Here is a 23,597-nt window from a genome sequence, read left to right as displayed (position 1 = left end):
GCCCGTCCGGGGGTCAGTCGGTCTGCTGGTTCTCCCGCTGGCGGAGGATCACCAGGACCGCGCCGCCGATCACCACCAGGCCGATGGCCACGCCCGTGATCACGCCGGTCGCGGAGTCACCGCCGGTCGCGGCCAGGTTGACGTCGGAGGCGGTGCCGCCGACCGAGGCCGGGCTGGGCTCGCTGAGGGTCTGGGTGGCGAGGCCGGCGTCGGCGCCCTGGGTCTTGCAGTCGAGGACACCGGTGAAGCGGCGTTCGAGGCCGTTCGCGCCGGTGATGGTGAAGTCGTAGACCTGGTCCTCCTGGAGCGGGACGGTCACCGTCCGGGAGGCGGCGGCGGGGATGGTGTACTCCGTGCTCACCAGCTCGAAGGTGAACGGCTTGTCCCCGGTGTTGGACGCGGTGATGTCCACGCCGCTCCGGGCGCAGTTCTTCTCGGCCGACAGCGCCGGTATCGCGCCCCGCTCCGCCCAGGTGGCGTTCGCGGTCGCGGCGACCGTGGACTCGCTGGAGCCTGCCAGGATCTGCGTCTGGCTGCGGCTCTCGGAGGTGAAGGCCCGGCCGACGGGGACGGTCGTCGACGCCTGGACGGTCAGTTCGGCGGAGGCTCCCCCGCCGCCGGACGCGTGGGCGGTGTCCCCCGCCGCGTCGTCGGGGACCTTGAAGTACAGCTCGCTGCCGTCCTGCGCGGTGGTGAGCGGCCTGCCGGCCTTGTCGGTGATCCGCACGCCACTGAGGGCCGCGTCGGACGGCGGGACCACCGTGACCGTGCGCGCGTTGGTGTGGACCGTCACCGGGCCGAGCAGGCCGCCCGGGCGGCCGGACACCGCCGGCGGGGAGAGGGCCAGCGAGGCCTGCGGCTCGTTCTGGCCGCGGGCGTTCTTCTCCAGGTAGTCGGCGAGCTTCTCGGCCTGCGGGTCGACCGCGTCGACGTCCGCGCCGTCCGAGAAACGCCAGATCGCCACCTGGGTGCCGGCCGCCGCGTCCTGCTCGGTGAGGCTGCCGGCACCGGCCTTGCGGGCCAGCGCGGCGAGGTCGTTGACCTGCGGGTAGGAGTTCTGCAGGATCCAGCGGATGTCGCCGGCGTTCTTGTTGGCGCCGAGCGAGGTGCCGCTCCAGGCCGTCTCCTGGTACTTGGCGTCCCGCTGGGCGGGGTTGTGGAGGTCGACGCAGTACGTCTGGAGCGTGCCGCCGCCGTCCACGGACATCTCGAACAGGCCCGCGGCCACCTGCTCGTCGCCGCCGTCCCCGTGGACCACGGCCTCGCCGTAGGTCTTCAGGCCGTTCATGGTCGCCGTGGCCCCGCTCTGGCTCCGGGCGGTCCCGTCGTCGGCCGCGGCCCGGCCGGCGCCGGTCAGCGCGGCGGCGGCCACCAGCCCGGACACCAGGGCCGCGGCGGCGAGGCGGACCATGCCTCTCGCGGCCACGGCGGTGCCGTAGTGCCTGGTGGACGCGCGGGGCGCCGAAAGGCCAGAGAACGCAGCGAGCACAGAATTCCCCTTCGAGCAGGACCCGTTGGACGCGGGGGGGCGGTCCCACCAGCAGAATCAGCGGCCCCAGGGGCCATGCCCGGCATCCTATGGATCAGCCGGACCACCCTTTCCCGGTGAGATGGTCCGATGAGCGATCCGATCCGTAATCGTTATCGCGGAGGCACGAACGGGCTGGGCCTGTCGACAAATCCATCCGGTCGTGGTGACGGGCACTTCGGAGCGTCTCGGCCGACAAGCCGTCAAGAGACGTCAAGGGCAGCCAGGAGCCAACGAGAGCCGTCGGGAATCGTCAAGGTCCGCCAGGGACGGCCATGGCCATCACGGGCCGACGAACTCGGTCGGCGGCCGTCGACGGCCGCCGATGTCCATCGACAGGCGTCAACGGGTGGCCGGCAGAACGTCGTTCGGACGGCCCGGCGCCAACCAGCCTCGACGCCAGGTCGCTTCACGTCCCGTCACGGCGCGGCCAACGCCACCGCCACCGCCGGTTCCGGTTGCCCCTCGGCGGGCGTGCCCGGGGACTCCGCCGGTGTCTCCCAGTCGGGTTCCGGGCGCGGTGGCGCCGGCGCGGCCGAGTCCGGCCTGCCGGTTCGCCTGAAGGCCGCCGTGCCGCGGGCGAGGTCGTGGCCGATCGCCACCGCGTCGATGTCGGCGGAGGCCCACTGCTGGCCCTCCCGGGTCTCGGTGCGCACCTTCAGCCGCCCCTGTACGACGACCGGGTCGCCGACCGTCAGCGAGGTCGCCGCGTTGGTGGCGAGCTGCCGGTTGGCCCACACCGTGAAGAAGTTGGTGTGGCCGTCCGTCCAGGCGTTCTTCTCGCGGTCCCAGTAGCGCGAGGTCACCGCCAGCCGGAACCGGGCCGACGGACCTGCCGCCAGCTCCCGGAACACCGGCTGCGTCGCCACGTTGCCCACCGCGCAGACCATCGTCTCGTTCATCACGAACCCCTCCCTCGCCCGGCCGCCGCGGCCGGGCGGAGCCGCGTACGGGTCCGTCCCGTACGGCTGTGTCCACCGCGGCGACCGCGTGCGTGGGAGGCCTGCGCGCTCGTGCTCGTGCTCGTCGAGTGCATCCGACTGCATCCGAAATGTGTCCGGATGCCTCCGAGCGCGTCGGTGTGCATCGGTCTGCACCCGAGTGCGTCCCTGCGGGTCGCGATCGCCGTGGGACCAGACTGCCGCCGTCGGCCCGGGCCCGCCGAGCGCTGTGGACCACCGCCGGCCGGTGGAAAACTCCACCACCCGCACGGGTGACCCCGTTACCCCAGACGGAGGCTCACCCCACCCCGGCGCCCGTCCGCCTCACCCGCGCGTACTGCTCCCGCACCTCCTGGTACCGCAGCAGCTCCGCCGCCACCGGATCCAGCACCCGGGCCCGCCCGCAGCCGGCCGCCGCCTCGCGGAGCCGGCGTTCCGCCTCCAGGCCGTACCGGCGGGCCGGACCGCGGGCCGCCATCCGGCAGCCCCACTCGACCAGCGGGCCGCCGATGATCCCGGAGAGCATCAGCAGCACCGGAACGCCCAGGTTGGGCGCCGTCAACCCGGTGATCTGCCCCATCAGCCACAGCCCGCCGAGCACCTGCAGGAGCGTCATGGCGGCCTGGGCGAGCACCGCCACCGGCCACCAGCCCGGCCGCGGAGGCCGCCCCGGCGGCAGCCCGGCCCGGGCGGCGAGGTCGTCGAGCGCCTCCGGAAGGCCCTGCGAGCCGCGTACGGCCGCCTCGCGCACCGCCTGCGCCCAGGGCGCGGGCAGCCCGGCCGAGGCCCGCTCGGAGACCGTCCGCACCGCCTGCTCGACGCGCTGCCGCGCGGTGGCCTCCACCTCCGGCTGGGCCTTCTGCAGACGTCCGGTGGGCGGCTCGCCGCGCTTCTGGTACCAGCGCCACAGCCGGAGCCAGGGCGTGCCGCAGGCCCGGTTGGCGTTGCGCCGCCAGGCCCGTTCGGCGGCCTCGCCGGCGGCGGTGGCACCGACCGCGTCCGCGAGCCGCCCGGCGAACTCGTCGCGCGCCTCCTCGCTGAGCCCGGCGAGCCTGCCGGTGGCGTAGACGGGCCGCAGCCGGGCGGCGGCGGCGTCCACGTCGGCGGCGACCCGGCGGGCCGCCGCGCCCCGCTCGGACACGAACTGGCCGAGCATCTCGCGCAGTTCGCCGATGCCGTCGCCGGTGAGCGCGGACAGCGCGAGCACTCTCGCGCCCGGGTCGCCGTACTCGCCGAGGGCGATGCCGTCGTCGTCGAGCAGCCGGCGCAGATCGTCCAGGACCAGGTCGGTGGCCTCGCCGGGCAGCCGGTCGGTCTGGTTGAGGACGATGAACATGACCTCGGCGTGGCCGGCCATGGGCCGCAGATAACGCTCGTGGAGGACGGCGTCGGCGTACTTCTCGGGATCGACCACCCAGATCACCGCGTCGACGAGTCTCAGGATCCGGTCGACCTGTTCGCGGTGCTGGACGGCGGCCGAGTCGTGGTCGGGCAGGTCGATCAGGACCAGCCCGCGCAGCTGGGCGTCCGCCTCCGGGTTGTGCACGGGGCGGCGGCGCAGCCGGCCCGGGATGCCGAGCCGGTCGATGAGGGCGGCACTGCCGTCGCTCCAGGTGCACGCGATGGGCGCGGCGGTGGTGGGCCGGCGTACCCCGGTCTCCGAGATGGCGACTCCGGCCAGCGCGTTGAACAGCTGGGACTTGCCGCTGCCGGTGGCGCCGGCGAGGGCGACGACGGTGTGCTGGCCGGAGAGCCGGCGCCGGGTGGCCGCCTCGTCCAGGACCCGGCCGGCCTCGGCGAGGGTGTTGCTGTCGAGGCGGGTGCGGGAGAGGCCGACCAGCTCGCGCAGGGCGTCGAGGCGGGAGCGCAGCGGGCCGTCGTACGCGAGCGGGGCGGGGGCCGGGGCGCCGGGGCCGCGGGTCTCGACGACGGGGACGGCGGCCTTGGCGGTCTCGGTGACCCGGCGGGCGATGAGACCGTCGTCCCAGACGTCGTCGTCGGCGGCGGCCGGATCGTCGGCGGCGGGCGGGCGGTCGTCGGTGCTGGTGGTCGTGGCGGTGGTGGGCGGGCGGTCGTCGGCCGGCTCCCGCTGTTCCCGTACGCGTGCGTGCGGGACGCTCTCGGTTTCGCCGGCCGCCTGGGCGGGCGGCCTGGCGCCGGATGTGCCGGCGGTACCGGCGGAACCGGCGGTGTCCGCGTGCTCCTGGGACTCCTGGGACTGCTTGGACTGCTTCAGCTTCTTGGGCTCCTCGGGCTCATCGGAGTCCTTGAGGTCCCTGGGGTCTGTGGGGTCTGTGGGCTCCTTCCCGGCCTCGTCCCGGTGCCGGGTGCCGTCCGGTGCGCGGTCTCGTGCCGGCTTCCGTGCGGCGCCCGGTGTGGAGTCCGCCGCGGTGGGTCCGGGCTCGAAGTCGCTGGCGTAGCCACCGGTGGTGTCACTGGTGTGATCCATGCGTTCCATACGATCCGTGTGGTCGTGGTCAGTGACGGCGGTCACCGGTCACCTCTCCTTCTGGAGGACGGACAGGGCGGCGATGAGTTCGGCCTGGGGTTCGGGGTGCACGTCGAGGGCGTCGAGCGGGGCGAGGCGGCGCTCGCGTTCGGCGTACAGGACGCGGTCGACGTGCTCGGTGAGCAGCCGTCCCGCACGGTCGCGCAGCCGCAGCGCGCCATGGGCGCCGATGCGCTCGGCGAGCCGCTCCCCCGCGATCTTGGTGCGCCGGCCGCCGAGCAGCGCGGTGGCCACCAGGGCGGCGACGACCTCGGGGTCCGGGGCGACGCTGCGGTCGAGCTCGCGCACCTCGTCCTCGGCGTACTCCTCCAGCTCGCGCCGCCAGCGCCGGACGGCGAGGCCGATGCGGTGCTCGGCGCTCTCCAGGGACGGGTCGCGGTCGGTGAGTCCGGGGGCGGCGGAGGCCGGCTCGCGGCGCCAGGCGTCGTCGACGCGTTCGTCGGCGGCGGTGACGGAGCAGAGCAGCAGGGCGGCGAGGCTCTCCACCAGGGCGTCCAGGAGTTCACCGGCGGAGCAGTCGAGGGGGTAGGCGCGCCAGCGCTTGAGGGCGTCGCCGGCGAGGACGGCTCCGCTCTGCAGGCGTCCCCGCAGACGCGTGTGCTCGCTGTCGTACGCGGTGTCGACGGCGGAGGTCAGGCGCAGCGCGGCGGCGTACTGGGCCGCAGCGGCGGCGGCCAGTTCCGGCATGCGGGCCTTGAGGGAGTCGAGGAGGCCGTGGGCGGTGCGGGCCAGGGTGTGGCTGCGGGCGCCGGGGTCCTGGGCCTGGTGGAGGAGCCAGGCGCGCAGCGGGGCGACCGCGGTGGCCGGGAGCAGGCCGCCGCCCCAGGCCGACTCGGGCAGCTCGGGCACGGTGAACCGGGGTACGTCACCGAGTCCGGCCTTGGTGAGGAGGGCGCCGTACTGCCGGGAGACCTCGGAGACGACCGTGTGCGGGACCCGGTCGAGGACGGTCACCAGGGTGGCGTCGTACTCCTTGGCGGTGCGCAGCAGGTGCCAGGGGACGGCGTCGGCGTAGCGGGCGGCCGTGGTCACCATCACCCAGACGTCGGCGGCGCAGATGAGCTCTGCGGCGAGGACGCGGTTGTCGACGACCAGGGAGTCGATGTCGGGGGCGTCGAGCAGCGCGAGGCCGCGCGGGATGCTGTCGGCGGTCTCGACGCGCAGCACGCGCGCGGGGTTGTCGCCGGGGAGGAAGGGGTCGTCGCTGGGCTCCTGGTGCGGTACCCACTCTCGGGTGAGGTCGGGCAGCACGCGCATGCCGCTGAACCAGTGATGGTCCTCCGGATGACAGACCAGGACCGGCGTGCGGGTGGTCGGCCGCAGCACGCCCGCCTCGCTGACCCGGCGGCCCACCAGTGAGTTGACGAGGGTCGACTTTCCGGCGCCCGTGGATCCGCCCACCACGGCCAGAAGCGGCGCATCGGGCTCTCTGAGGCGGGGCACCAGATAGTCGTCCAGCTGTGCGAGCAGTTCGTCGCGGTTGGCACGCGCGCGTGGAGCCCCCGCCAGGGGCAGCGGGAAGCGTGCGGCAGCGACACGGTCGCGCAGGGCGGAAAGTGTGTCGAGCAGCTGAGGCCGTACGTCCAAGGTCACCACATGCGAAGAATGCCCAATTTTAGGGGAATTCTGAAGCATATAGACATGTCTGCGTGCCGACAGGACACAACGGGCGGAAGGGGCGACTGGGACGGAGGCACAGTCCAGGCATAACGAGTGCACAACACCCGGTGCGTCGGGCGCCAAAAGCGGTGCACGATTCGTACCTGCCTGCGATTATCAGGACCGCTTCACCGAACCTCCACATTGAGCCACGGAGGCGAAGCAACAGGGACACGGATCGGGGAGTTCTATCCTTGTCCCCGGCAACGTCACGGACCCGCCCCCACCAGGGCAGTGCGTACGAGGCCAGCACACCCGGCCCCCGTAGCTCAGTGGATAGAGCAGGCGCCTTCTAAGCGCTTGGCCGCAGGTTCGAGTCCTGCCGGGGGCGCCCACAGCAGCTGTCCGCACACACTGAGCAGCAGGCCAGGCGGCCTGCGCACCGACAGTCACGCGCCTGGTGGCTCGAATTCCTTCGGCCGCGCAGGCGACGGGCTCCGCCGCAAACAGCTTGCGGCGCTCCGGGCCGAACACCCGGCGAGCGCGTCATCCACGTGACGATCTGGCAGCGGATGGCGTCGGATCCCAGGCGCGACTCGGAGGCGCCACGCTCGACGTTCGGCGGTATTGAGCTCGTCACACTCGGCGGCAGAGGTCGAACCATCCGCGGAGCGACCCGCGAGGTACTTCGCAGATCTCGCCGGAGAAGCGCCGGTGTCCGCCCGTGCGATGGGTACGCTGAATCACTCGCGGCGCGTTCCGCCCGCCGCCCTGCGGCGAGCTGGGAAGCCTTTCTGGAGCCGGCCCTCAGGAATTCGGAAGCGGTGGGCGCCAACTGAACGCCAGGCTGCACGAGAAGAACAAGCTCGCCAGGGGCACTCGCGGGCTGCGATGCCGCATGACGACGGCACCCAAATGCTTTACCGGCGTGAACACACCGTAGTGACGGGACTTTTGACAGTGCCGCCGCCCGTCCGGCCGTGTGCCGGTCTTACACCACTTCGCGACAGAGCCACACCCTGTTCGGCACTTCATGTCTGTACGCACACTTGCCGATGCTCACGAGTGCACTTCGGGGGACTCCGAGCGCTGCAAGGCCCGCAAGGGCAGCAGACTGATGCGCAGCGGTTCCTGGAACCGAGGAAGTCGAGAAAGTCTTCGAAAGAGGCCGGCAGAAAGGAGAAATCAGTGAAGCGTTACAGCAATGGCGGCCATCAGGGTCTTCGGTAGGGTGCACGGCATCCGACCGGCGTGCAGCAACCGTACACGCAATTCTTGGCGAACAGATCCGTGTATCGCTGGCGCTGGCACTGCCGGTGACTTGAGTGGCCGTTTCCAGATGCATGAAATAACCGTCAGATGAAGGCCTATCGCTCAGTGATCGGCGGTGGAGATCACCGTACGCCCTCACAATGACCGCAGTGACTGCCGGACTTCTCCGCGGCATACCCCATCTGATGACCGAATACACCGGGGCCCGACCGTCCATGCGGAGCACCGAGCACCCACTACCGACAACACCGACACCACTGACAGCGAGAATGCGATGAACAACCCCCTGGAACTGCCCGCCCGGCCGGATCAGCCCGAGGCTCCCGAGCCTCCGGAGGAGGTCCGCATCGCCGCTGAGAACTCTCCCGGCCACTGGATCGGCAAGGTGGACCCCTCCTGGCAGGGCGAGGGCTCGCCGCCCCCCTGGGCCGTGGTCGGCAGATGGCGTTCCGGCTCGGACGGCACCATCCAGGAGTGGCAGGACAACCCGGACTACAGCCCATCACCCCAGACCCTCGGCTGGCCCGAGCCCACTGACCCTGTCGACGCCGCGGTCCAGCTCGCGAGTACCGGATACGGCCCGACCGGCGACGTCTACCGGAGCCTCGTAGCCGCCGAGGTGGCCTTCTGGGTCACCGCCGACGGCACGCCCCTGTTCGGCGTCTCCCCCGACGGCACCCCTGTCCTCCCCGTCTACACCTCAACCGACCAGCTCCGACACGCAGGACGGCTGCTGGCCGAGGTCCGGCCGGTGGTCGAGCTCCTTTCCCTGCTTCCCGAGGCACACCAGCTCTACATCAATCCGGCCAGCGCCGTCAGCATGCTCGTGGAAACCGAGCCGCTGCTGGAGGCGATCGCAACACACGCACCCGTTTCGGATGCCGCCAAGACCGAACCCGCGGACGTCCCGCAGACCGAAGAAGACGAAACGCCGGCCGAGGCAGACGCCGAGGAGGCCCCGGCCGAAGCAGACGCAGAGGCCGAGGAGGCCCCGGCCCCGGCCGAGGCGGGCACAGAGCCCGCGGAGATCGTGTCGATACCCGGGATGGACGAGTCACCCCGCACGCTCACGGACGGAGCCGGGACGGCCGGCGTCACCGTCGACACGGGGGCATGAGCCGCCGACCGGTCAGTGCTGGGTGCCAGCCGACCAAAGGGTGGCGCCCTTGTAGACCACGCTGACGTCGCCATCGGTACCGAGGTAGAGATAGGCACCGTCGTGGCCGGAAGTGACGGAGCTCCAGACACCAAAGGTATCTCTGTTGTAGACGACGAGGTTGCCGTCGGCCTGCATGATGGCGCGGTAGCCGGTGCCGGAAGTGCCCGAGGACCAGCGCCGATGGTGGTCCTCGTCGTAGATGACGAGGTTTCCGTCGGTCTGCATCGTCATAGTCGTCCGGTTGGTCTGCCAGGACTCGCCCGGCATCAGTTGCTGGTCATGTCGCACGGTCAACGTCGTCCATTCAGGCGAGGCCGACACCACTTCGCTCGGGTGCGGATCCGCCGCCTGTCCGGAAGGGACGGCCTTCTTCGTCGCTTCGGCGCCGATCCCTGCCGAGGGGCTCGATGACAGCGCAGCGGACGGTGCAGGTGAAGCCGACGAAGCCGACGAAGCCGGCACTGCGGGGGCTCGATGCGGAGACGGTGATGTCGTGGCCGAGGAGGTCCCGTACGGCTCGGCGGTCACGGTACTGCCGGCTCCCGCGCGGGACCTGGTGTCCACTGCGGAGTCCGCTTCGAAGACCGACCGCGTGGTCAACCCCACGGTCGCGATGACGGCGGTCCCGGCGAGAATCGCCCACACTCTCCGCCTGCCGGTGCCCTTGCCGGTCGCGACGGTTCGAAACAGGCGGCTGCGGAGCGTCGCAGTCGCGGCGGCCTCGAGGGCATTCGCGAACTCGCCGGCATCGGCCCAGCGCCGCTCCCGCTCCGGATCGAGCGCGCGTCGCGTCACGCGCCGGACCGACGTCGGCACCTGAGGGTGCGGTGGTCCGGGCCAGTCGAGTGATTCCGCCGCAGCCGGCAGACTCCCGGTCAGCAACTCGTAGGTGAGTGCGCCCAGACCGTAGACATCGGCCCGCTCGTCGACATCGACCAATACGTCCTCCGGGACCTGCTCGGGGGCCATGTAGCCGGGTGACCCCACTCCCTGCGTCAGTCCCGAGGCGTGCGCCAGACTCTTGGCCAGGCCGAGATCGGCCACCAGCAGACGCTCACGGCCGCCCGATCCCGTCTGAAGAAGGATATTGGACGGCTTGATGTCACGGTGCACGATGCCGGCCGCGTGCAGGTCGGCCACACCCCGTGCGGCCTGCACCGCGAACCGCAGCGCCTGGTCGACCGTCAGAGGCCCCGAAGCCAGCCGGTCGGCCAGTGTGCCACCGTCGGCGTAGGTCATGACGAAATACGGCCGCCCGTCGGACAGTTCACCGATGTCGTAGACCTGCACCACGCGATCGGACGCGGCCTGGCGCAGCAGCCGGGCCTCGTCCAGGAATCGCTCCCGGAGGTCGGACCGGTGGACCCATTTCTCCGCCATGACCTTCACCGCCACCGGAGCTTCGAGCAGATCGTCGTGGGCGAGCCAGACCATGCCGAAACCTCCGCACCCCAAGAGGCGTTGCAGGCGGTGACGTCCGACAGTGACGAGAGTTGACATGAAGACGGAACTCCAGCGCAGTTGCCGTTCGACATTCGATCGGACCAGGAAGGCGGCGGATCGGACTTCTGCCCGTTGTGCCGCCCATGAGCGGCATCCGTGCCTTCCTCGCCTCACACCGCCGAGACGGTGAGGGCACCTTGCCGGGTGCCCGTACGGCATGCCGGGCCCCCTGCGACCGCAGATGCCTATGCAACAGTGTCGGCTGGTGACACAGCCGGGCGCAACGTGCACAGGACCAACACGATCTCCATTCTTTGGGCACCGGCACAACGAACTTGCCGGTACTGTGCAATTACCGGCCATGGGCCTGCGTGCAGGGGACACGCACTTTGCCGCCCTGAGTCGTCCGACACCCTGAACGCAAGGGAGTTCTTCCGTGCCGCTCCCCCCCGACGCCGAAGACCTCGCTGCCCTGGCCGCAGGTGGAGATCCCGCGTCGCTGAACACTCTCCTGCAGGCGATCCGGCCCGAAGTGCTTCGTCGCTGCGGGCGGTTCCTGCCCAATCGCCACGATGCCGAGGAAGCGGCGCAAGATGTACTTCTGCAGGTGGCCCAGAACATCACCTCGTTCGAGCAGCGCAGCCTCTTCACTACTTGGCTGCACACCGTGGTCGCCAACTGCGCTCGTCAGAAGTACCGCGAGCTGAAACGCCGGTGGGCTGAACTGCCGTTGTCCATCGAGGCCTTGTACCCGCCGGAACCGCGCACCACCAGCGTGATCGCCGGTCACCGTGTCGATCTGCTGGAGGCGCTGGATCGTCTCGAGCGTGACTATCCTTCTCTGGCTCTACCGCTGATCTACCGGGACATCTGCCGCATGAGCTACGCGGAGATCGCCGAGCGCACCGAACTGCCTCTGGGCACGGTCAAATCCCGTATCAGCGCCGCGCGCCGCCATGTGCGTCAGTGGCTCGCTTGAACAGGACGCATGGCACGGTCGCTCATACCACCCTCGTGCCGGCGTTCCAGATTGCGTGCCCCCGGTAGACGACCATCACGTTGCCGTCGTGACCGAGGCGGAAGTACGCGCCGGAATGGCCGCTCGTGCCGGTGTCCCAGATGTCGTCCCCCGCCTTGTTGTAGATGACGAAATTGCCGTTACTGTTCATCTTCGCCCGGTAGCCGTAGCCGTTTGTCCGCGTCGACCACAGGCCCTTGTGCGCCGCGTTGTAGACGACGAAGTTGCCGTCCGTCTGCATGGTCACGGTGATGCGGTCGGTATGCCAGGACTGCCCCTGGGCGAGGGACTTGCCCGCCGGAATGTTCAGCGACGTCGGCACGGCTGTGGCGGTCGCCGTCGACTTGCTCGACGACTTGGTGGACGACTTGGTGGACGACTTCGTGGACGACTTCGTGGCCGACTTGCTCGTCGACTTCGAGGACTTGGCCGCCTTGGCGGGCGCTGCCTTTGCCTCGTGGCCGGACTTGTCCGTTTCCCTGGTGGAGCGCTCGGCGGACTTCTTCGCCCCGGCCTCTGTAGACTTCCTCGACGGATGGCCGGTGGTGGCCTTGTGGGACGGCACGTGCGAAGGCCCGAGAGCAGTCGGCGTCGTAGGCACACCGGGCGCCGCGAGTCCGTCCGGTCCGACCGAGGCGTCCGGGCGGGCACCTGCTGCGTTCCGTGTGGCGTGGTCCGCGTCGCCGCTCTGCGCCAGGAGGAACGGGGTCGTGAGCAGTGCGGCGCCCAGCAGGGCCGCGGTCCCGGCGACCTTCACGCTGACACGCGGCCGCGCACCGCGGGGCGACATACCGTCATCCGGGTCCCCGTCCAAGTCGTCGGCCTCCTCCTCGACCGGGGCGCCGTAGTCTTCGGCCGGCACGGTCAGGGCTCCCTCCGCGGCCGAGGATGCGGTCTCCTCCTCAGTCTGGGCGTCGGAGTCGTGTCCTTCGCGCCGACGGCGTCCGAACCACAGGCTCAAACCTCCCGCCTCGGTACGACGGTGCGTGTCGTCCGGCTCCCGCGCGCCCTGTTCGAGCTCCTCGCTCTGGTCCTCCTGGTGCGCCGGGGGCCGCCCGGTCGCAGGTTCCCGGACGGCCGTGGTGGCCCCGCCCGCCCGGGAGCGTGACCAAGGAAGCGGCTGGTGCCACACGGCGGCCGGCTCGACCGGGGCGCCCGGCTCGACCGGTGCGTCCGGCGCGTCGGACCGGGAACTCACGTCTGACTGCGCTGCTGGCATATTCGAATCCTGTTCTCGTCAGATGTCCGTGCGGTACGACGCGGGGCGCCCGCACCTGTCGCACACAGTCGGCACAAGCCACCGTACGCAGTCGGGAAGACGTGCGCTGCCTTCAGTGCGCACGGGGTAAGGAAAGGCACCCGCACTGCACTTCCTTACCCCCCGTGGCGGTCCGGTGACTCTCGTCTTCCGGGTAGGCGCCGTCGGCTCACACCATGTGCGCTCGGGGTCAGGGGAAAGTGAGCGCGGACGCGACAGCCACACCGGCCGTCGCGTCCGCGCTCCTTGGGCGGGTCTACTTAACCGACCCCGCCATCACACCCTGGACGAAGTGCCGCTGGAAGGCGAAGAACACCACCACGGGCACCACCAGCGACAGGAATGCGCCCGGCGCCAGCACATCGATGTTGCTACCGAACTGCCTGATCTGCGACTGGAGTTCGACGGTCAGTGGCTGCGAGGAACTGTCGGCGAACAGCAGGGCCACCAGCATGTCGTTCCACACCCACAGGAACTGGAAGATGGCGAGGCTGGCGATGGCCGGCCTGCCCACCGGCAAAACCAGCTGGACGAAGATCCGCCACTCGCCGCCGCCATCCATGCGAGCCGCTTCCAGCATCTCCTTGGGCATCTCCGCGAAGTAGTTCCGCAGCAGGAACACCGCGAAGGGCAGGCCGTAGGCCACGTGGAACAGGACGACCCCGGGAATGGTGCCGAACAGCCCTAGTTCTCCGAAGAGTTTGGCGACCGGCAGCAGACCTATCTGCACCGGCACCACCAGGAGGGCCACGACCAGCAGGAAGATGGCGTCCCGGCCCGGGAAGTCGAGCCAGGCGAAAGCGTATCCGGCGAGTGCCGCGATGATCACGACCAGGAACGTCGCCGGCACCGAAATGAGCACCGTGTTCCAAAGGGAGTGCGTGATACCGGAGTTCTTCAGCAACGCCGTGTAGTTGTCGAAGGAGAGCTGGCCTGGGCTGGAGAACACCGTCCACCAGCCGCCCTTCGCGGTGTCCTGGGCCGACCGCAGGGAGGACAGCAGGAGCCCTGCCAGCGGGGTGAGCCACACCAGCCCGGTCACCACGAGGAAGGCCTGTACCAGGCCGTTGCCCAGCCCGCGCCGTATCGCGTTCATCGCTGACTCCTTCGGAAGCGACGGACGTTGAAGACCATGGCCGGGATGACCAGCAGCAGCAGGAGCACGCCCAGCGCGCTGCCCAGCCCCTGGTTGTTGCCGCCGCCGAACGACACCAGCCACATCTGGGTGGCGAGAACGGTCGCGTCCTCCTGCACCGGCCCCGGGGCGATGACATAGACGAGGTCGAAGACCTTCATCACGTTGATGACCAGAGTCACGAAGACCACGGTCAGCACGGGGGCCAGCAGGGGCACCGTGATCCGCCGGAAAATCTGCCATTCGTTGGCGCCGTCCATCCGCGCGGCCTCCAGCGCGTCCCGCGGCAGGGCCGCGAGCCCGGCCCCGATCAGGACCATGGCGAACCCGGTCCAGATCCACAGGTACGCGCCAATGATGGCGGGCGTCACGAGTGTCGGTCCGAGCCATGACACGCCCTGGTAGGGCTGGGCGAAGTTCGAGGCGGGCAGCTTGAGCGTGTACGCGCCCGACTTCAGGCCGGAGAAGCGGAAGGAACCGTCGGCGGCCGTGATGGTGCTCGTGACCGTCCTGCCGTCGGCGCCGACCACTTCGACGCGCATCTTCGGCAGTCCGATCTCCTTCCGGTCGACCTTGCCCTGGACTCCTCCCCCGCCGGAGGTGAAGTCCAGGTAGACAACCCCGTTCACCTCGTCGAGTGCGGGCTTTCGGCCGGCGGCCGGGTATGCGAGCCGCGCGTCGCCGGGCACATCGCCGGGAGCGATGCCCACCATCCCGAAGTCCACGGAGGTGCCGGGCGGTATGCGCTCGCTCGTCCGGTACGAGCCGTCCGGGCTCGACATGATCCCGTGCCCGTCGCGGGCTCTGGCCGTCGGGTACGCGGAGGTGCCCTTGAAGGCGTCGTGCACGCTGACGGCGGCGGCGTTGAGTACGCCCTTGGAGGGGTCCTGGTCGTAGGCGAGGCGGAAGATGATGCCGGCGGCCAGGAAGGACACGGCCATCGGCATGAACAGCAGCAGCTTGAATGCCGTCGCCCAGCGGACCTTCTCCACCAGCACGGCCAGGACCAGACCGAGGCCGGTCAGCAGGGTCGGCGCGACGACGACCCAGATGGCCGTGTTACGGACGGCCTTGAGGGTCGCCGGGTCGCGGAACATCTCTGTGTAGTTGCCGGTTCCCACGAAGCGGGTGCCGGAGGCGTCGAAGAAGCTGCGGCCGACGGAGAACAGCACGGGGTAGACGACGAGCGCACCGAGCAGGAGCAGCGCCGGGAAGACGAACAGCACAGCGGCGAGCCACGCCCGCCGCCGTGAGCGGCGAGCACGTTGAACGGTTCCGGCGGACGGTGGGCCCGCCGTCTCCTTGACCAGGGTGGATGTCACGATCGGTCAGTCCTTGTAGGCCTTGGCCGCGGCGGTTTCCAGCTCAGCCGCAGTGCCCTTGGGGTCGGACGGGTTGCGCAGGAAGTCCTGGAGCAGCTTCCACTCGCCGGCGCCCTTGGTGCCGCCGAAGGCCGCGGGGGCCTGGTCGGACATGTCGAAACGGACGGAGTCGCCCGCCTCGACGAGTGACTCCGCGGTGGCACGGGTGACGTCGTCGCTGTAGGAGTCGAGGGGGAGGTTCTTATTCGGGGAGAGGTAGCCGCCCGCCTTGGCCCACACGGCCGATGCCTCGGGGGTGGCGAGGTATTCGAGGAGCTTCATACCGGCCTTGGCGTTCTTTCCGGCCTTGAGGACCACTGCTGCGTCGCCGCCGCTGACCACGGGGGCCTTGCCGCCATCGACGGCCGGGAAAGGGAAGAAGTTCGCGTCCTTGCCGATGGTCCTGCCGAACTGGTCGTGGGCGACGCCGGCGACGAAGTCGCCTTCGTAGACCATCGCCGCGTCGGGCTTGGGCCCGAACACCTTCTCCACCGAGCTCGGGAAATCGGTATTGAGGGCCTCCTTCTGGCCACCGGCGATCAGCTCCTTGTCCTTGAAGAGCTTGCCGAGGGTGGTGAGAGCCTGGACGACCGATGGGTCGGTCCACTTCAGCTTGTGGGCCGCGAGAGCGTCGTACTTCTCGGGACCGGCCTGGGAGAGGTAGATGTTCTCGAACCAGTCGGTCAGAGTCCAGCCGTCCTGGCCGCCGACCGAGAAGGCCGCGAGGCCGGAGTCGGAGATCGTGTGCCCGACCTTGAGCATGTCGTCGTAGGAGGTGGGCGGCTTGACGCCTGCCTGGCTGAAGGCCTCGGGGCTGTACCAGACCGTCGACTTGTGGGCGGCCTTGAAGTAGAGGCCGTAGAGGGTTCCGCCGACGCTGCCGTACTTCTTCCAGACGGGTGCGTAGCCGGCATCGACGGACTTCTCGGTGGTGGCCGACAGCGGGGTGAGCCAGCCCTGCTTGGCGAACTGCTGGAGCACCCCCACCTGCGGGACCATGACGACATCGGGTGCGTTGCCGCCCTCGATCTTGCTGCCGATGACCGTGGAGACGTTGTCGCCGGTGGAGACGAACTGCGTCTTCGCTCCGGTCTTCGCGCTGAACGCGTCCAGCACCTTTTGGAAGTTCTTCTGCTCCGTGCCGGACCAGACACCGGCCACGGTGACCGTCTGGCCGCTGAGCGTCTTGGCTCCGCCGCCGGTGGTGTCGGGGCCACTGCCGCCGCAGGCGGTGGTGCCAAGCGCGAGGGTGAGGGCGGTACAGCTCATGATCAGGGTGGTACGTCGTCGCATCATCGTTGATGTCCCTTCGGATGCTGTCGGCTGCGGAAAATGTCAGAGCTCGTTGATCCACCACGCGGCCGTCGAGCCGGGGAGCACCCCGGCCGGGCAGGGTCCGCTGGAGAGCAGAGGGGTGCCGGAGACCGGAGCGGTGGTGGGCGCCGTACCGAAATTGACGGCGCAGACGAGGCCATCGCCTCGGGCGAAGGCGAGCACGCCGGGCGGGGTGTCCAGCCAGTGCAGGGTTCCCTCGCCCAACTGAGCAAGAGATGCACGCAGTTGAAGCCCGTCGCGGTACAGGTGCCAGAAGGAGCGGGTGTCGGCGAGGGCGCGGTCGGTGGCGTACTCGGCGAAGTACTCCGGCTGCGGCAGCCAAGGCTTGGCGCTCTCGGCGCCGGAGGTGAAGCCGAACGGGGAGGCCTGTCCGGACCAGGGCAACGGCACCCTGCAGCCGTCGCGGATGCGGGCACGGCTACCGGTGCGCCGGAAGATCGGGTCGGTGAGGACGTCGTCGGGCAGGTCGACGACCTCGGGCAGGCCGAGTTCCTCACCCTGGTAGATGTAGGCGGCTCCGGGCAGCGCGAGCATCAACAGTGCGGCGGCGCGGGCTCGGGCCGGCCCGAGCCCACTGCCCTCGGGGGTGGGTTCGCCATAGCGGGTGACGGTGCGGACCTGGTCGTGGTTGTTGAGGACCCAAGTGACCGTGGAGCCGGTGCCTGCGATGTCCTGCATGGCCTCGGCGATGACTTTGCGGAAGGCGTCCGCGTCCCACGGCGCACTCAGGAGATCGAAGAAGAAGGCCTGGTGGAGTTCGTTGGGGCGGACGTACCGAGCGTGTTCGCGAGCGGTGGGGACGGAGACCTCGCCGACGAGGAGGCGTTCGCGGCCGTCGTGTGCCGCGTACTCCTCACAGATTGACCGCCAGTGCCGCCAGACGTCGTGGACCTCGGGCTGGTTCCAAGCGAGGGGATTGACCGAGTCTCGGGTGCGGGCGTCGGACTCGGGGTCCGGGGAGTCTGGCAGCTCGGGGTGTTTGAAAAGGCCCGCGGCGACGTCGATACGGAAGCCGTCGACTCCCCGGTCCAGCCAGAAGCGGAGTACACGCTCGAATTCGGCACCGGTCTCGGGGGTGCGCCAGTTCCAGTCGGGCTGCTCGGGCGTGAACATGTGCAGGTACCACTGGCCGGGGTGTCCGTCTGGCTCGGTGATCCTGGTCCAGGCCGGGCCGCCGAACATGGCGTGCCAGTTGTTGGGCGGCTCGGAACCGTCCGTCCCGCGGCCGTCGGCGAAGTGGAAGCGGGCGCGGGCAGGGCTGCCGGGCTCCGCCGCGAGCGCCTCCTTGAACCACAGATGCTCGGTGGAGCAGTGGTTGGGCACGATGTCGAGAAGGACACGGATGCCGAGCCGGCGGGCGGCCGCCGTCAGCCGGTCGAACTCGGCGAGGTCGCCGAAGGTCGGGTCGACGTCGCAGTAGTCGGCCACGTCGTAGCCGTGGTCGTGCTGCGGCGAGGGATAGAAGGGGCTCAGCCAGATCCCGTCGACGCCCAGCTTCTTCAGGTACGGCAGTCCGGCCCTGACTCCGGCCAGATCGCCGATGCCGTCGCCGGTGCTGTCGAGGAAGCTGCGGACGTAGACCTGGTAGATGACCGCGTCGCGCCACCAACGGTGCATGTTCAACCCACCGCCCGTCTTTGAGTGCTCGGGAGTTATACATGCATGTTAGGTAGAAGTGTCGTAGAGGTGTCAACGAAAATAGCAAGAGCATCTGGAGAGGTGCACCTTATATGATGATAAGTTCCCCAAAAAGGGCAGGGCGCAGGACCTGGTTTTACCTAACGGGTAACTATCAATGAGAGATTGCGGCAAGCTCCCGCGCCAGCCGCCCGACCGCCGCCTCGGGCGTCACGTTCCCGGTCATCGCGTCATGTACCAGTGCCTGTACCACCAGACTGACCTGGTCGTAGCGCGGGCTTTTCGGTCGCGGCACGGCAGTGAGGACGCTGGCGCGCAGCGTGGGCAGGTAGGGGAACTTCCTCACCAAGTCCGGATCCTCGTACAGATCCGCCCGCACGGGCGGCAGCGCGCCCAGGGTGAGCACCTGCCGCTGAACCGCCTCACTGGTCAGGTACGCGATGAGTCGAGCAGCCGAATCAGGGTGCCGAGCATGTGTGTTGACAGCCAGGTCGGAACCCCCGAGCACGCTGGTGCCCGGCCCGTCGGGCCCCGGCAGCCGCACGGCACCGATCTTCCCGGCGACCGGGGAGCCCGGAGCCGACGCCACGGCGTACGCGTACGACCAGTTGCGCAGGAAGAGCAGCCGGCCGTCCTGGAACGCCTGCTTGGACTCCTCCTCCTTGTACGACAAGGCCGACTTCGGGATCCAGCCCTCCCGGACACCCCGCGCGAGGAAGCCGATCCCCTCGCGGGCCGCGGCAGAGTTCACCGTGACCCGGTCACCCTCGTCCCCGAGGATGGTGCCGCCCGCCGAGTAGACCGCCTCGGCGGCGTTCACCGTCAGGCCCTCATAGGGAAGGAACTGACCCGCGTAGCCCTCCAATCCGTACTTCGGCGCGATGGTCTTCGCATCTCGTTCCAGCTCCGCCCAGGTCCGCGGCGGCGAGACGCCCTCCTTGTCGAGGATGTCCTTGCGATACAGCAGCAGTCCGGCGTTGGTCACGTACGGGACGGCGTACAACCGTCCGTCATAGGTCGCGGTGTCGACGACCGGCCGCAGGAAGGACCGGAGCGGGAAGCGGCTGCAATCGAGCGGTCGTATCCATCCCGCGGCCGCGAACTCCGCGGTCCAGGTGACGTCGATGTTGAGGACATCGAACCGGCTGCGGTCTCCTCCGCGCAGGTCCGTGACCATCTGCGCGTGCGTCTCGTCGGCGGAGTCGGGCAGCTGCACAAGAGTCACCCGCTCTCCCGGATGTGTGCGGTTCCACCCAGCCAGCACGGTGCCCAGATATCCGGTGAGATCTCCGGCGGTGGCCAGCGTGAGCGGCCCCCGGCCGCCGCCGTCCTCGTCGACCGGGCCGGTCGACGAGACGCACCCGGTCAGTACGAGTCCGAGAACGAAAAGGAACCTACCCGCGGCTTTGATCCACCGCATAGGTTCCTCCCTGCAGACCGATGACCACCGGCATCGTCGCCACGGCCACTCGAGGCCATGTATACCCGTTAGGTATGGGCGATACTAGAGCCACGAAGCACATGGTGAGGACAGGAGGACCACGGTAGTGCGCCTGCCCCTCCTGGCGCTCCTGGCCCAGGGACCCGCACACGGCTATGAGCTCAAACAAGGCCTTGAGCAACTGCTGGGCTCCGCGTACCCTCAGCCGAACGTCGGCCAAATCTACGTGACCCTCGGCCGCCTCGAGAAGCAGGGACTCATCGAGGGCGAGGACATCGAACAGTCCAGCCGGCCCAACAAGAAGGTCTACCACCTGACCGCGTCCGGCCAGGCAGAGCTCCGCGCATGGTTCGACAGACCTGAGGACGAACCGCGGGTGCGGGACGACTTCTTCATGAAGCTGGCCCTCGCCCCGCAGACCGGCATCACCGATCAGATCGCCCTGATCAACAGGCAGCGACGCCAGTACCTCAACTCCATGCGTAACCTGTCGAAGCTGGCTGCCGCGGAAGACCGGGACAACCGAATCGCACACCTCCTGATCGAGGGTGCGATGCTGCACCTCCAGGCCGACCTCGACTGGCTGGAACGGTGCCAGGAAGAACTGGAGGAACTGGAGTGAGCGATGGCCCCGCTCCGGTGTTGCGCGCCGAGGGCCTGATCAGGACATACCACGGTGAGAGCGGGCCGGCGCACGCCGTCCGCGGGGTCGATCTGTGCGTCCGACGGGGCGAGTTCGTGGCCATAACCGGCCCCTCCGGGGCGGGTAAATCCACTCTGCTGCATCTGCTCAGCGGACTGCAGCAGCCGAACAGCGGCAGCATCTGGCTGGACGGGGAATGCACGGACACATGGCGGGAGGCCCGCTGGGCGGTGGAGCGCCGCAGACGGATCGGCATCGTCTTCCAGTTCTTCAACCTCGTCTCCAACCTGTCGGTCGCCGACAACGTGGAACTGCCGGCCCTCCTCGCCGGTGTCCCGCCCAAGCGGGCCCGTGCCGAGCGCGAGGTCCTCCTGGCCGAGCTCGGCATGACAGGCAAGGAACGCGGCATGCCGGGCGAGCTGTCCGGCGGCGAGCAGCAGCGGGTGGCCCTCGCCCGGGCACTGGTCAACCATCCGCGCCTGCTGCTGGCCGACGAACCGGCCGGCAGCCTGGACAGCAAAGGCACCCGTGAGGTCATGCGCCTGCTGGCCCGGTTCCATCAGCGGGGACAAACGATCGTGCTGGTCACCCATGACGCTCGGCTGGCGAGTGCCGCGGACAGGGTGATCAGCTTTTTCGACGGCCGGATCGCCGACGACGCGGAACTCGACACCACTCCATCGCGCCGGCCGGGGGCATCCGAAGTGCTGAGGCTCAAGGACTGACCCGCGGACGTACGACGACCCCGAAGGGGCTGGATCTCATGCGTGCCACCTTGCGCTGGGCACAATCCGACCTGCGCACGCACCGCGGAGAGGCACTCTTCCTCGTGCTCGCCACCGCCGGTATCGTCATGTCGCTGCTGCTGGCCGCCGGGCTGTTCGGCTACGCCACCAACCCCTGGCAGCGCACCTTTTCCCAGACCCACGGCGCGCACGTCTGGATCCACACCGGCACTTCCACCGACCTCGGGAAGCTCACAGCCGTAACCGGGATCGAAGCCGTCGCCGGCCCCTACGCAACGTCTGCCACCACTCTCACCTCACGCGGAACCCACGCCGGCGTGGAACTGCGAGCCACCCCCTCGCTGCCCTCCGTGGGCCGCCCCCTCCTCACCGCCGGTCACTGGCTGGACCCCACGGCGCCCGACGGTGTGGTCCTGGAGAGCAGCCTCGCCCGCGCTCTGCTCGCCGGTCCCGGCGACACCCTCTCTCTGCCGGACGGCACCGGAAAGGTCACGGTCGTGGGCGTGGCCGACACCGCCGAAGCCGGCTACCGCCCGGGGGAGCAGCCAGGTCTCGTCTGGGCCCTCCCCTCCGCCGTACACCATCCCACCGGCCAGGTCATCGGTCTGCGCCTGCTCGACCCCGCCGATACGGACTACGCCGTCCAGCGAGCCGTCACCGCTCTGGGCGCCGGCGCCATCGGTGAAGTCTCCACCTGGCAGCAGGCGCGCGCCGAGGCCCAGGACGACAACCGGCTTTTGGGCCAGGTGCTGGGCCTGTTCGGCTTCGGCGCGCTCATCGCCGCCGGGTTCGCCGTGCACGGGGCGATCACCACCCGGATCCGCGGTCACCTGCGTGACATATCCGTCCTGAAGGCCGTCGGTTTCACTCCCAGCCAGGTCGTACGCGTCTTCCTCTCGCAGCACATCGCGTACGCCCTTTTCGGCGCCGCGGCGGCGGTCTCGGTGACAGATGCGCTGGGCGACCAGGTCCCGGGCCGGCTGGGAGACGCCGTCCGCCTGTGGCGGGTGCTGCCCGGCCACACGGTGACGCAATTCGTCATCCCGGCAGGCGCGGTGCTGTTCATCGCCGCGACCACAGGGCTCGCGGCCTGGCGTGCGGGTCGCGTCCCCCCCGCACCCGGCGCACGGCCGGCCTTCACACACGCCGTGCACGAACCGCGAGCGGCCCGCGTCCAACCGGGAAGACGTCTCCCGGCACCGATGCGGCGAGCCCTCGAGATCAGAGTGCCGGCCCCCTTGGTGCTGGGTCTGCACGCCACCCTCACCCGCCCGGCGCGTTCCCTGGCCACCGTCGTCCGTCTCACACTGCCGTTGGTACTGATCGTCGTGGCCATGAGCGCCTGGACGACCCTCGACAGCTTCCACAACCACCCCGAGCGGATCGGTGTACCGACCGCTCTGACCGTCCATACCCGCAGCGAACTCGGCTACCAGGATGTCCGCGCCTTACTGGAGCACGATCCGCAGGTGGCCGCCGCCTACCCGGGCGTCGAAATGGCCGCACTCGTCCCGGGGCAGACGGCCACGATCGCCCTCCGGGGCCTGGGCACCCGCCACTCCCCCTACCCCTACACTCTCGCCGAGGGCCGTACAGTGCGCCAGAGCGACGAAGCCGTCGCCGGCCAGGGCCTCCTGGACCTGCTGCACGTGCGCGTCGGCGACTGGGTCCGCATGACCGTCGGCGACCAGCCGCAGCTCCTGCACATCGTGGGGCGCAGCATCGAACCGGAGAATGCCGGCCGCGTCATCTCCACCTCGCTCGACACACTCCGTGAGAACGACCCGCGTCTCACGCCGACCCTGTACGAGGTCCGCCTGCGCCCCGGCGCCGACCCGGGCACGGTCGCCCGTAGGCTGGTCATCGCCGGACACGACCGACTGGACGTGCAAGCGGCGACCAACCCCGCCGACGAACTCTCCCCGCTGCGCGGCGTCGTGGCGGGCCTCATCCTCGTACTGGCCCTCATCGGACTCGTCGAAGTGCTCACGGCGATCGGCGGCATCGTTCGTGAGAGCGAACGCGATCTCTTGGCGTGGAAGGCCATCGGCCTGTCTCCGCGCCAGATCACCGCGGTAACCATGACGGCCATGGGCTGCACCGCCCTGGCCGCCTTCGTCGCCGCCACGACGCTCGGCGCTCCTCTCGCGCACTGGCTGATCGACGCGCAGGGCCGGTCCAGCGGTATCGGGGCGGGCATCGCGCAGGACCCACCGGTGGTGCTCCTGGCACTCTTCGGGGCGGCCACCATGCTGGGCGCGGTAGGCCTCGCGGCGCTGCCGGCGTCACGTGCGGCCCGGCGCCGACTGGCCGACACACTGTCGGCGGTGGCCTGAGAGCGGCGGGCGCCGGCCGCTGCCCGGTCCGCAGTCCCCTCGGCGGTCGGGCGACTCCCGCTCTCCGTCCGGCGCAGGATTTACCCGGACTCGCCCAGTGAGGTTCCCCCGAGATGCGGGGATGGGTGACAGGGGGTCAGATGGGTCTCACGAGAGGAGCCCAGACGATGCCTGCCCCGAGGAAGTACCCGCTGGAGTTGCGTGAGCGTGCGGTTCGGATGTACCGGACCGCCGA

At 69.8% G+C, this 23,597-nt stretch carries 16 protein-coding genes and 1 tRNA gene; 6 read left to right on the top strand and 11 right to left on the bottom strand.

Annotated elements, in window-relative coordinates; genetic code table 11:
• Positions 1–13: 13 nt before the first annotated feature.
• The 4 genes from JF597_RS10825 to JF597_RS10810 all read right to left on the bottom strand — a co-directional run bounded on the left by JF597_RS10825 (position 14) and on the right by JF597_RS10810 (position 6,574).
• Positions 14–1,411, bottom strand: coding sequence for a Cys-Gln thioester bond-forming surface protein (locus JF597_RS10825; RefSeq protein ID WP_293992553.1), 1,398 nt, complete (start codon positions 1,409–1,411; stop codon positions 14–16).
• 536 nt (positions 1,412–1,947) lie between these two features.
• A complete protein-coding gene (locus JF597_RS10820; protein WP_293992299.1) occupies positions 1,948–2,430 on the bottom strand; it encodes a single-stranded DNA-binding protein in 483 nt (160 codons plus the stop codon).
• 337 nt (positions 2,431–2,767) lie between these two features.
• Positions 2,768–4,918, bottom strand: coding sequence for a GTPase (locus JF597_RS10815; protein ID WP_293992297.1), 2,151 nt, complete (start codon positions 4,916–4,918; stop codon positions 2,768–2,770).
• Positions 4,919–4,966: 48 nt separating this feature from the next.
• Positions 4,967–6,574 (bottom strand): dynamin family protein, encoded by a 1,608-nt coding sequence (locus JF597_RS10810; RefSeq protein ID WP_293992294.1) that lies wholly within the window; start codon positions 6,572–6,574, stop codon positions 4,967–4,969.
• 321 nt (positions 6,575–6,895) lie between these two features.
• Here JF597_RS10810 and JF597_RS10805 point away from each other — a divergent pair.
• Both JF597_RS10805 and JF597_RS10800 read left to right on the top strand, forming a co-directional pair.
• Positions 6,896–6,968: transfer RNA gene (locus JF597_RS10805), tRNA-Arg, on the top strand.
• Positions 6,969–8,123: 1,155 nt separating this feature from the next.
• A complete protein-coding gene (locus JF597_RS10800; protein ID WP_293992292.1) occupies positions 8,124–8,966 on the top strand; it encodes a type VII secretion system-associated protein in 843 nt (280 codons plus the stop codon).
• A gap of 12 nt (positions 8,967–8,978) precedes the next feature.
• Here the strand turns inward: JF597_RS10800 and JF597_RS10795 are convergent, their stop codons facing one another.
• Positions 8,979–10,442, bottom strand: coding sequence for a protein kinase (locus tag JF597_RS10795; protein ID WP_293992289.1), 1,464 nt, complete (start codon positions 10,440–10,442; stop codon positions 8,979–8,981).
• A gap of 445 nt (positions 10,443–10,887) precedes the next feature.
• On the opposite strand from JF597_RS10795, the gene JF597_RS10790 reads away from it, so the two are divergent.
• Positions 10,888–11,430, top strand: a complete 543-nt coding sequence (locus tag JF597_RS10790; RefSeq protein WP_293992286.1) for an RNA polymerase sigma factor — start codon at positions 10,888–10,890, stop codon at positions 11,428–11,430.
• A 22-nt stretch (positions 11,431–11,452) separates the two neighbouring features.
• On the opposite strand, the gene JF597_RS10785 is transcribed toward JF597_RS10790, so the two are convergent.
• From JF597_RS10785 to JF597_RS10760, 6 genes are all read right to left on the bottom strand, one after another.
• Positions 11,453–12,667 carry a hypothetical protein gene (locus tag JF597_RS10785; protein WP_293992284.1) on the bottom strand — a complete coding sequence of 405 codons (1,215 nt, stop codon included), beginning with the start codon at positions 12,665–12,667 and terminating at the stop codon, positions 11,453–11,455.
• Between the two features lie 316 nt (positions 12,668–12,983).
• Positions 12,984–13,823, bottom strand: coding sequence for a carbohydrate ABC transporter permease (locus JF597_RS10780; protein WP_293992282.1), 840 nt, complete (start codon positions 13,821–13,823; stop codon positions 12,984–12,986).
• Complete coding sequence (locus tag JF597_RS10775) at positions 13,820–15,184, bottom strand: ABC transporter permease subunit (RefSeq protein WP_293992279.1); 1,365 nt, start codon at positions 15,182–15,184, stop codon at positions 13,820–13,822. Before JF597_RS10775 ends, JF597_RS10780 begins: the two co-directional genes overlap by 4 nt.
• Positions 15,185–15,190: 6 nt before the next feature.
• A complete protein-coding gene (locus JF597_RS10770; protein WP_293992277.1) occupies positions 15,191–16,519 on the bottom strand; it encodes an ABC transporter substrate-binding protein in 1,329 nt (442 codons plus the stop codon).
• A 39-nt stretch (positions 16,520–16,558) separates the two neighbouring features.
• A complete protein-coding gene (locus JF597_RS10765; RefSeq protein ID WP_293992274.1) occupies positions 16,559–18,175 on the bottom strand; it encodes a glycoside hydrolase family 13 protein in 1,617 nt (538 codons plus the stop codon).
• A 175-nt stretch (positions 18,176–18,350) separates the two neighbouring features.
• Positions 18,351–19,616, bottom strand: coding sequence for an ABC transporter substrate-binding protein (locus JF597_RS10760; protein ID WP_293992272.1), 1,266 nt, complete (start codon positions 19,614–19,616; stop codon positions 18,351–18,353).
• Positions 19,617–19,743: 127 nt separating this feature from the next.
• Between JF597_RS10760 and JF597_RS10755 the strand changes: the two genes are divergently transcribed.
• Genes JF597_RS10755 through JF597_RS10745 form a run of 3 tightly spaced genes read left to right on the top strand, consistent with a single transcriptional unit; the run spans position 19,744 to position 23,362 of the window.
• On the top strand, positions 19,744–20,259 hold the full coding sequence (locus JF597_RS10755; protein WP_293992270.1) for a PadR family transcriptional regulator: 516 nt from the start codon (positions 19,744–19,746) through the stop codon (positions 20,257–20,259).
• Entirely contained in the window at positions 20,256–21,005 is a 750-nt protein-coding gene (locus tag JF597_RS10750; RefSeq protein WP_293992268.1) for an ABC transporter ATP-binding protein, read from the top strand. The genes JF597_RS10755 and JF597_RS10750 overlap by 4 nt, the downstream gene beginning before the upstream one ends.
• 38 nt (positions 21,006–21,043) lie before the next feature.
• The gene (locus tag JF597_RS10745; protein ID WP_293992266.1) at positions 21,044–23,362 is read left to right on the top strand and encodes an FtsX-like permease family protein; all 2,319 of its coding nucleotides are present in this window, start codon (positions 21,044–21,046) and stop codon (positions 23,360–23,362) included.
• Positions 23,363–23,597: the final 235 nt, after the last annotated feature.

Origin of the sequence: Streptomyces sp. (assembly GCF_019510245.1) — a bacterium.
In the GTDB taxonomy this organism is placed as follows: Bacteria; Actinomycetota; Actinomycetes; order Streptomycetales; family Streptomycetaceae; genus Streptomyces.
The sequence above is the reverse complement of the archived record's forward strand: the minus strand, read 5'-3'. Positions and strand labels throughout refer to the sequence as shown.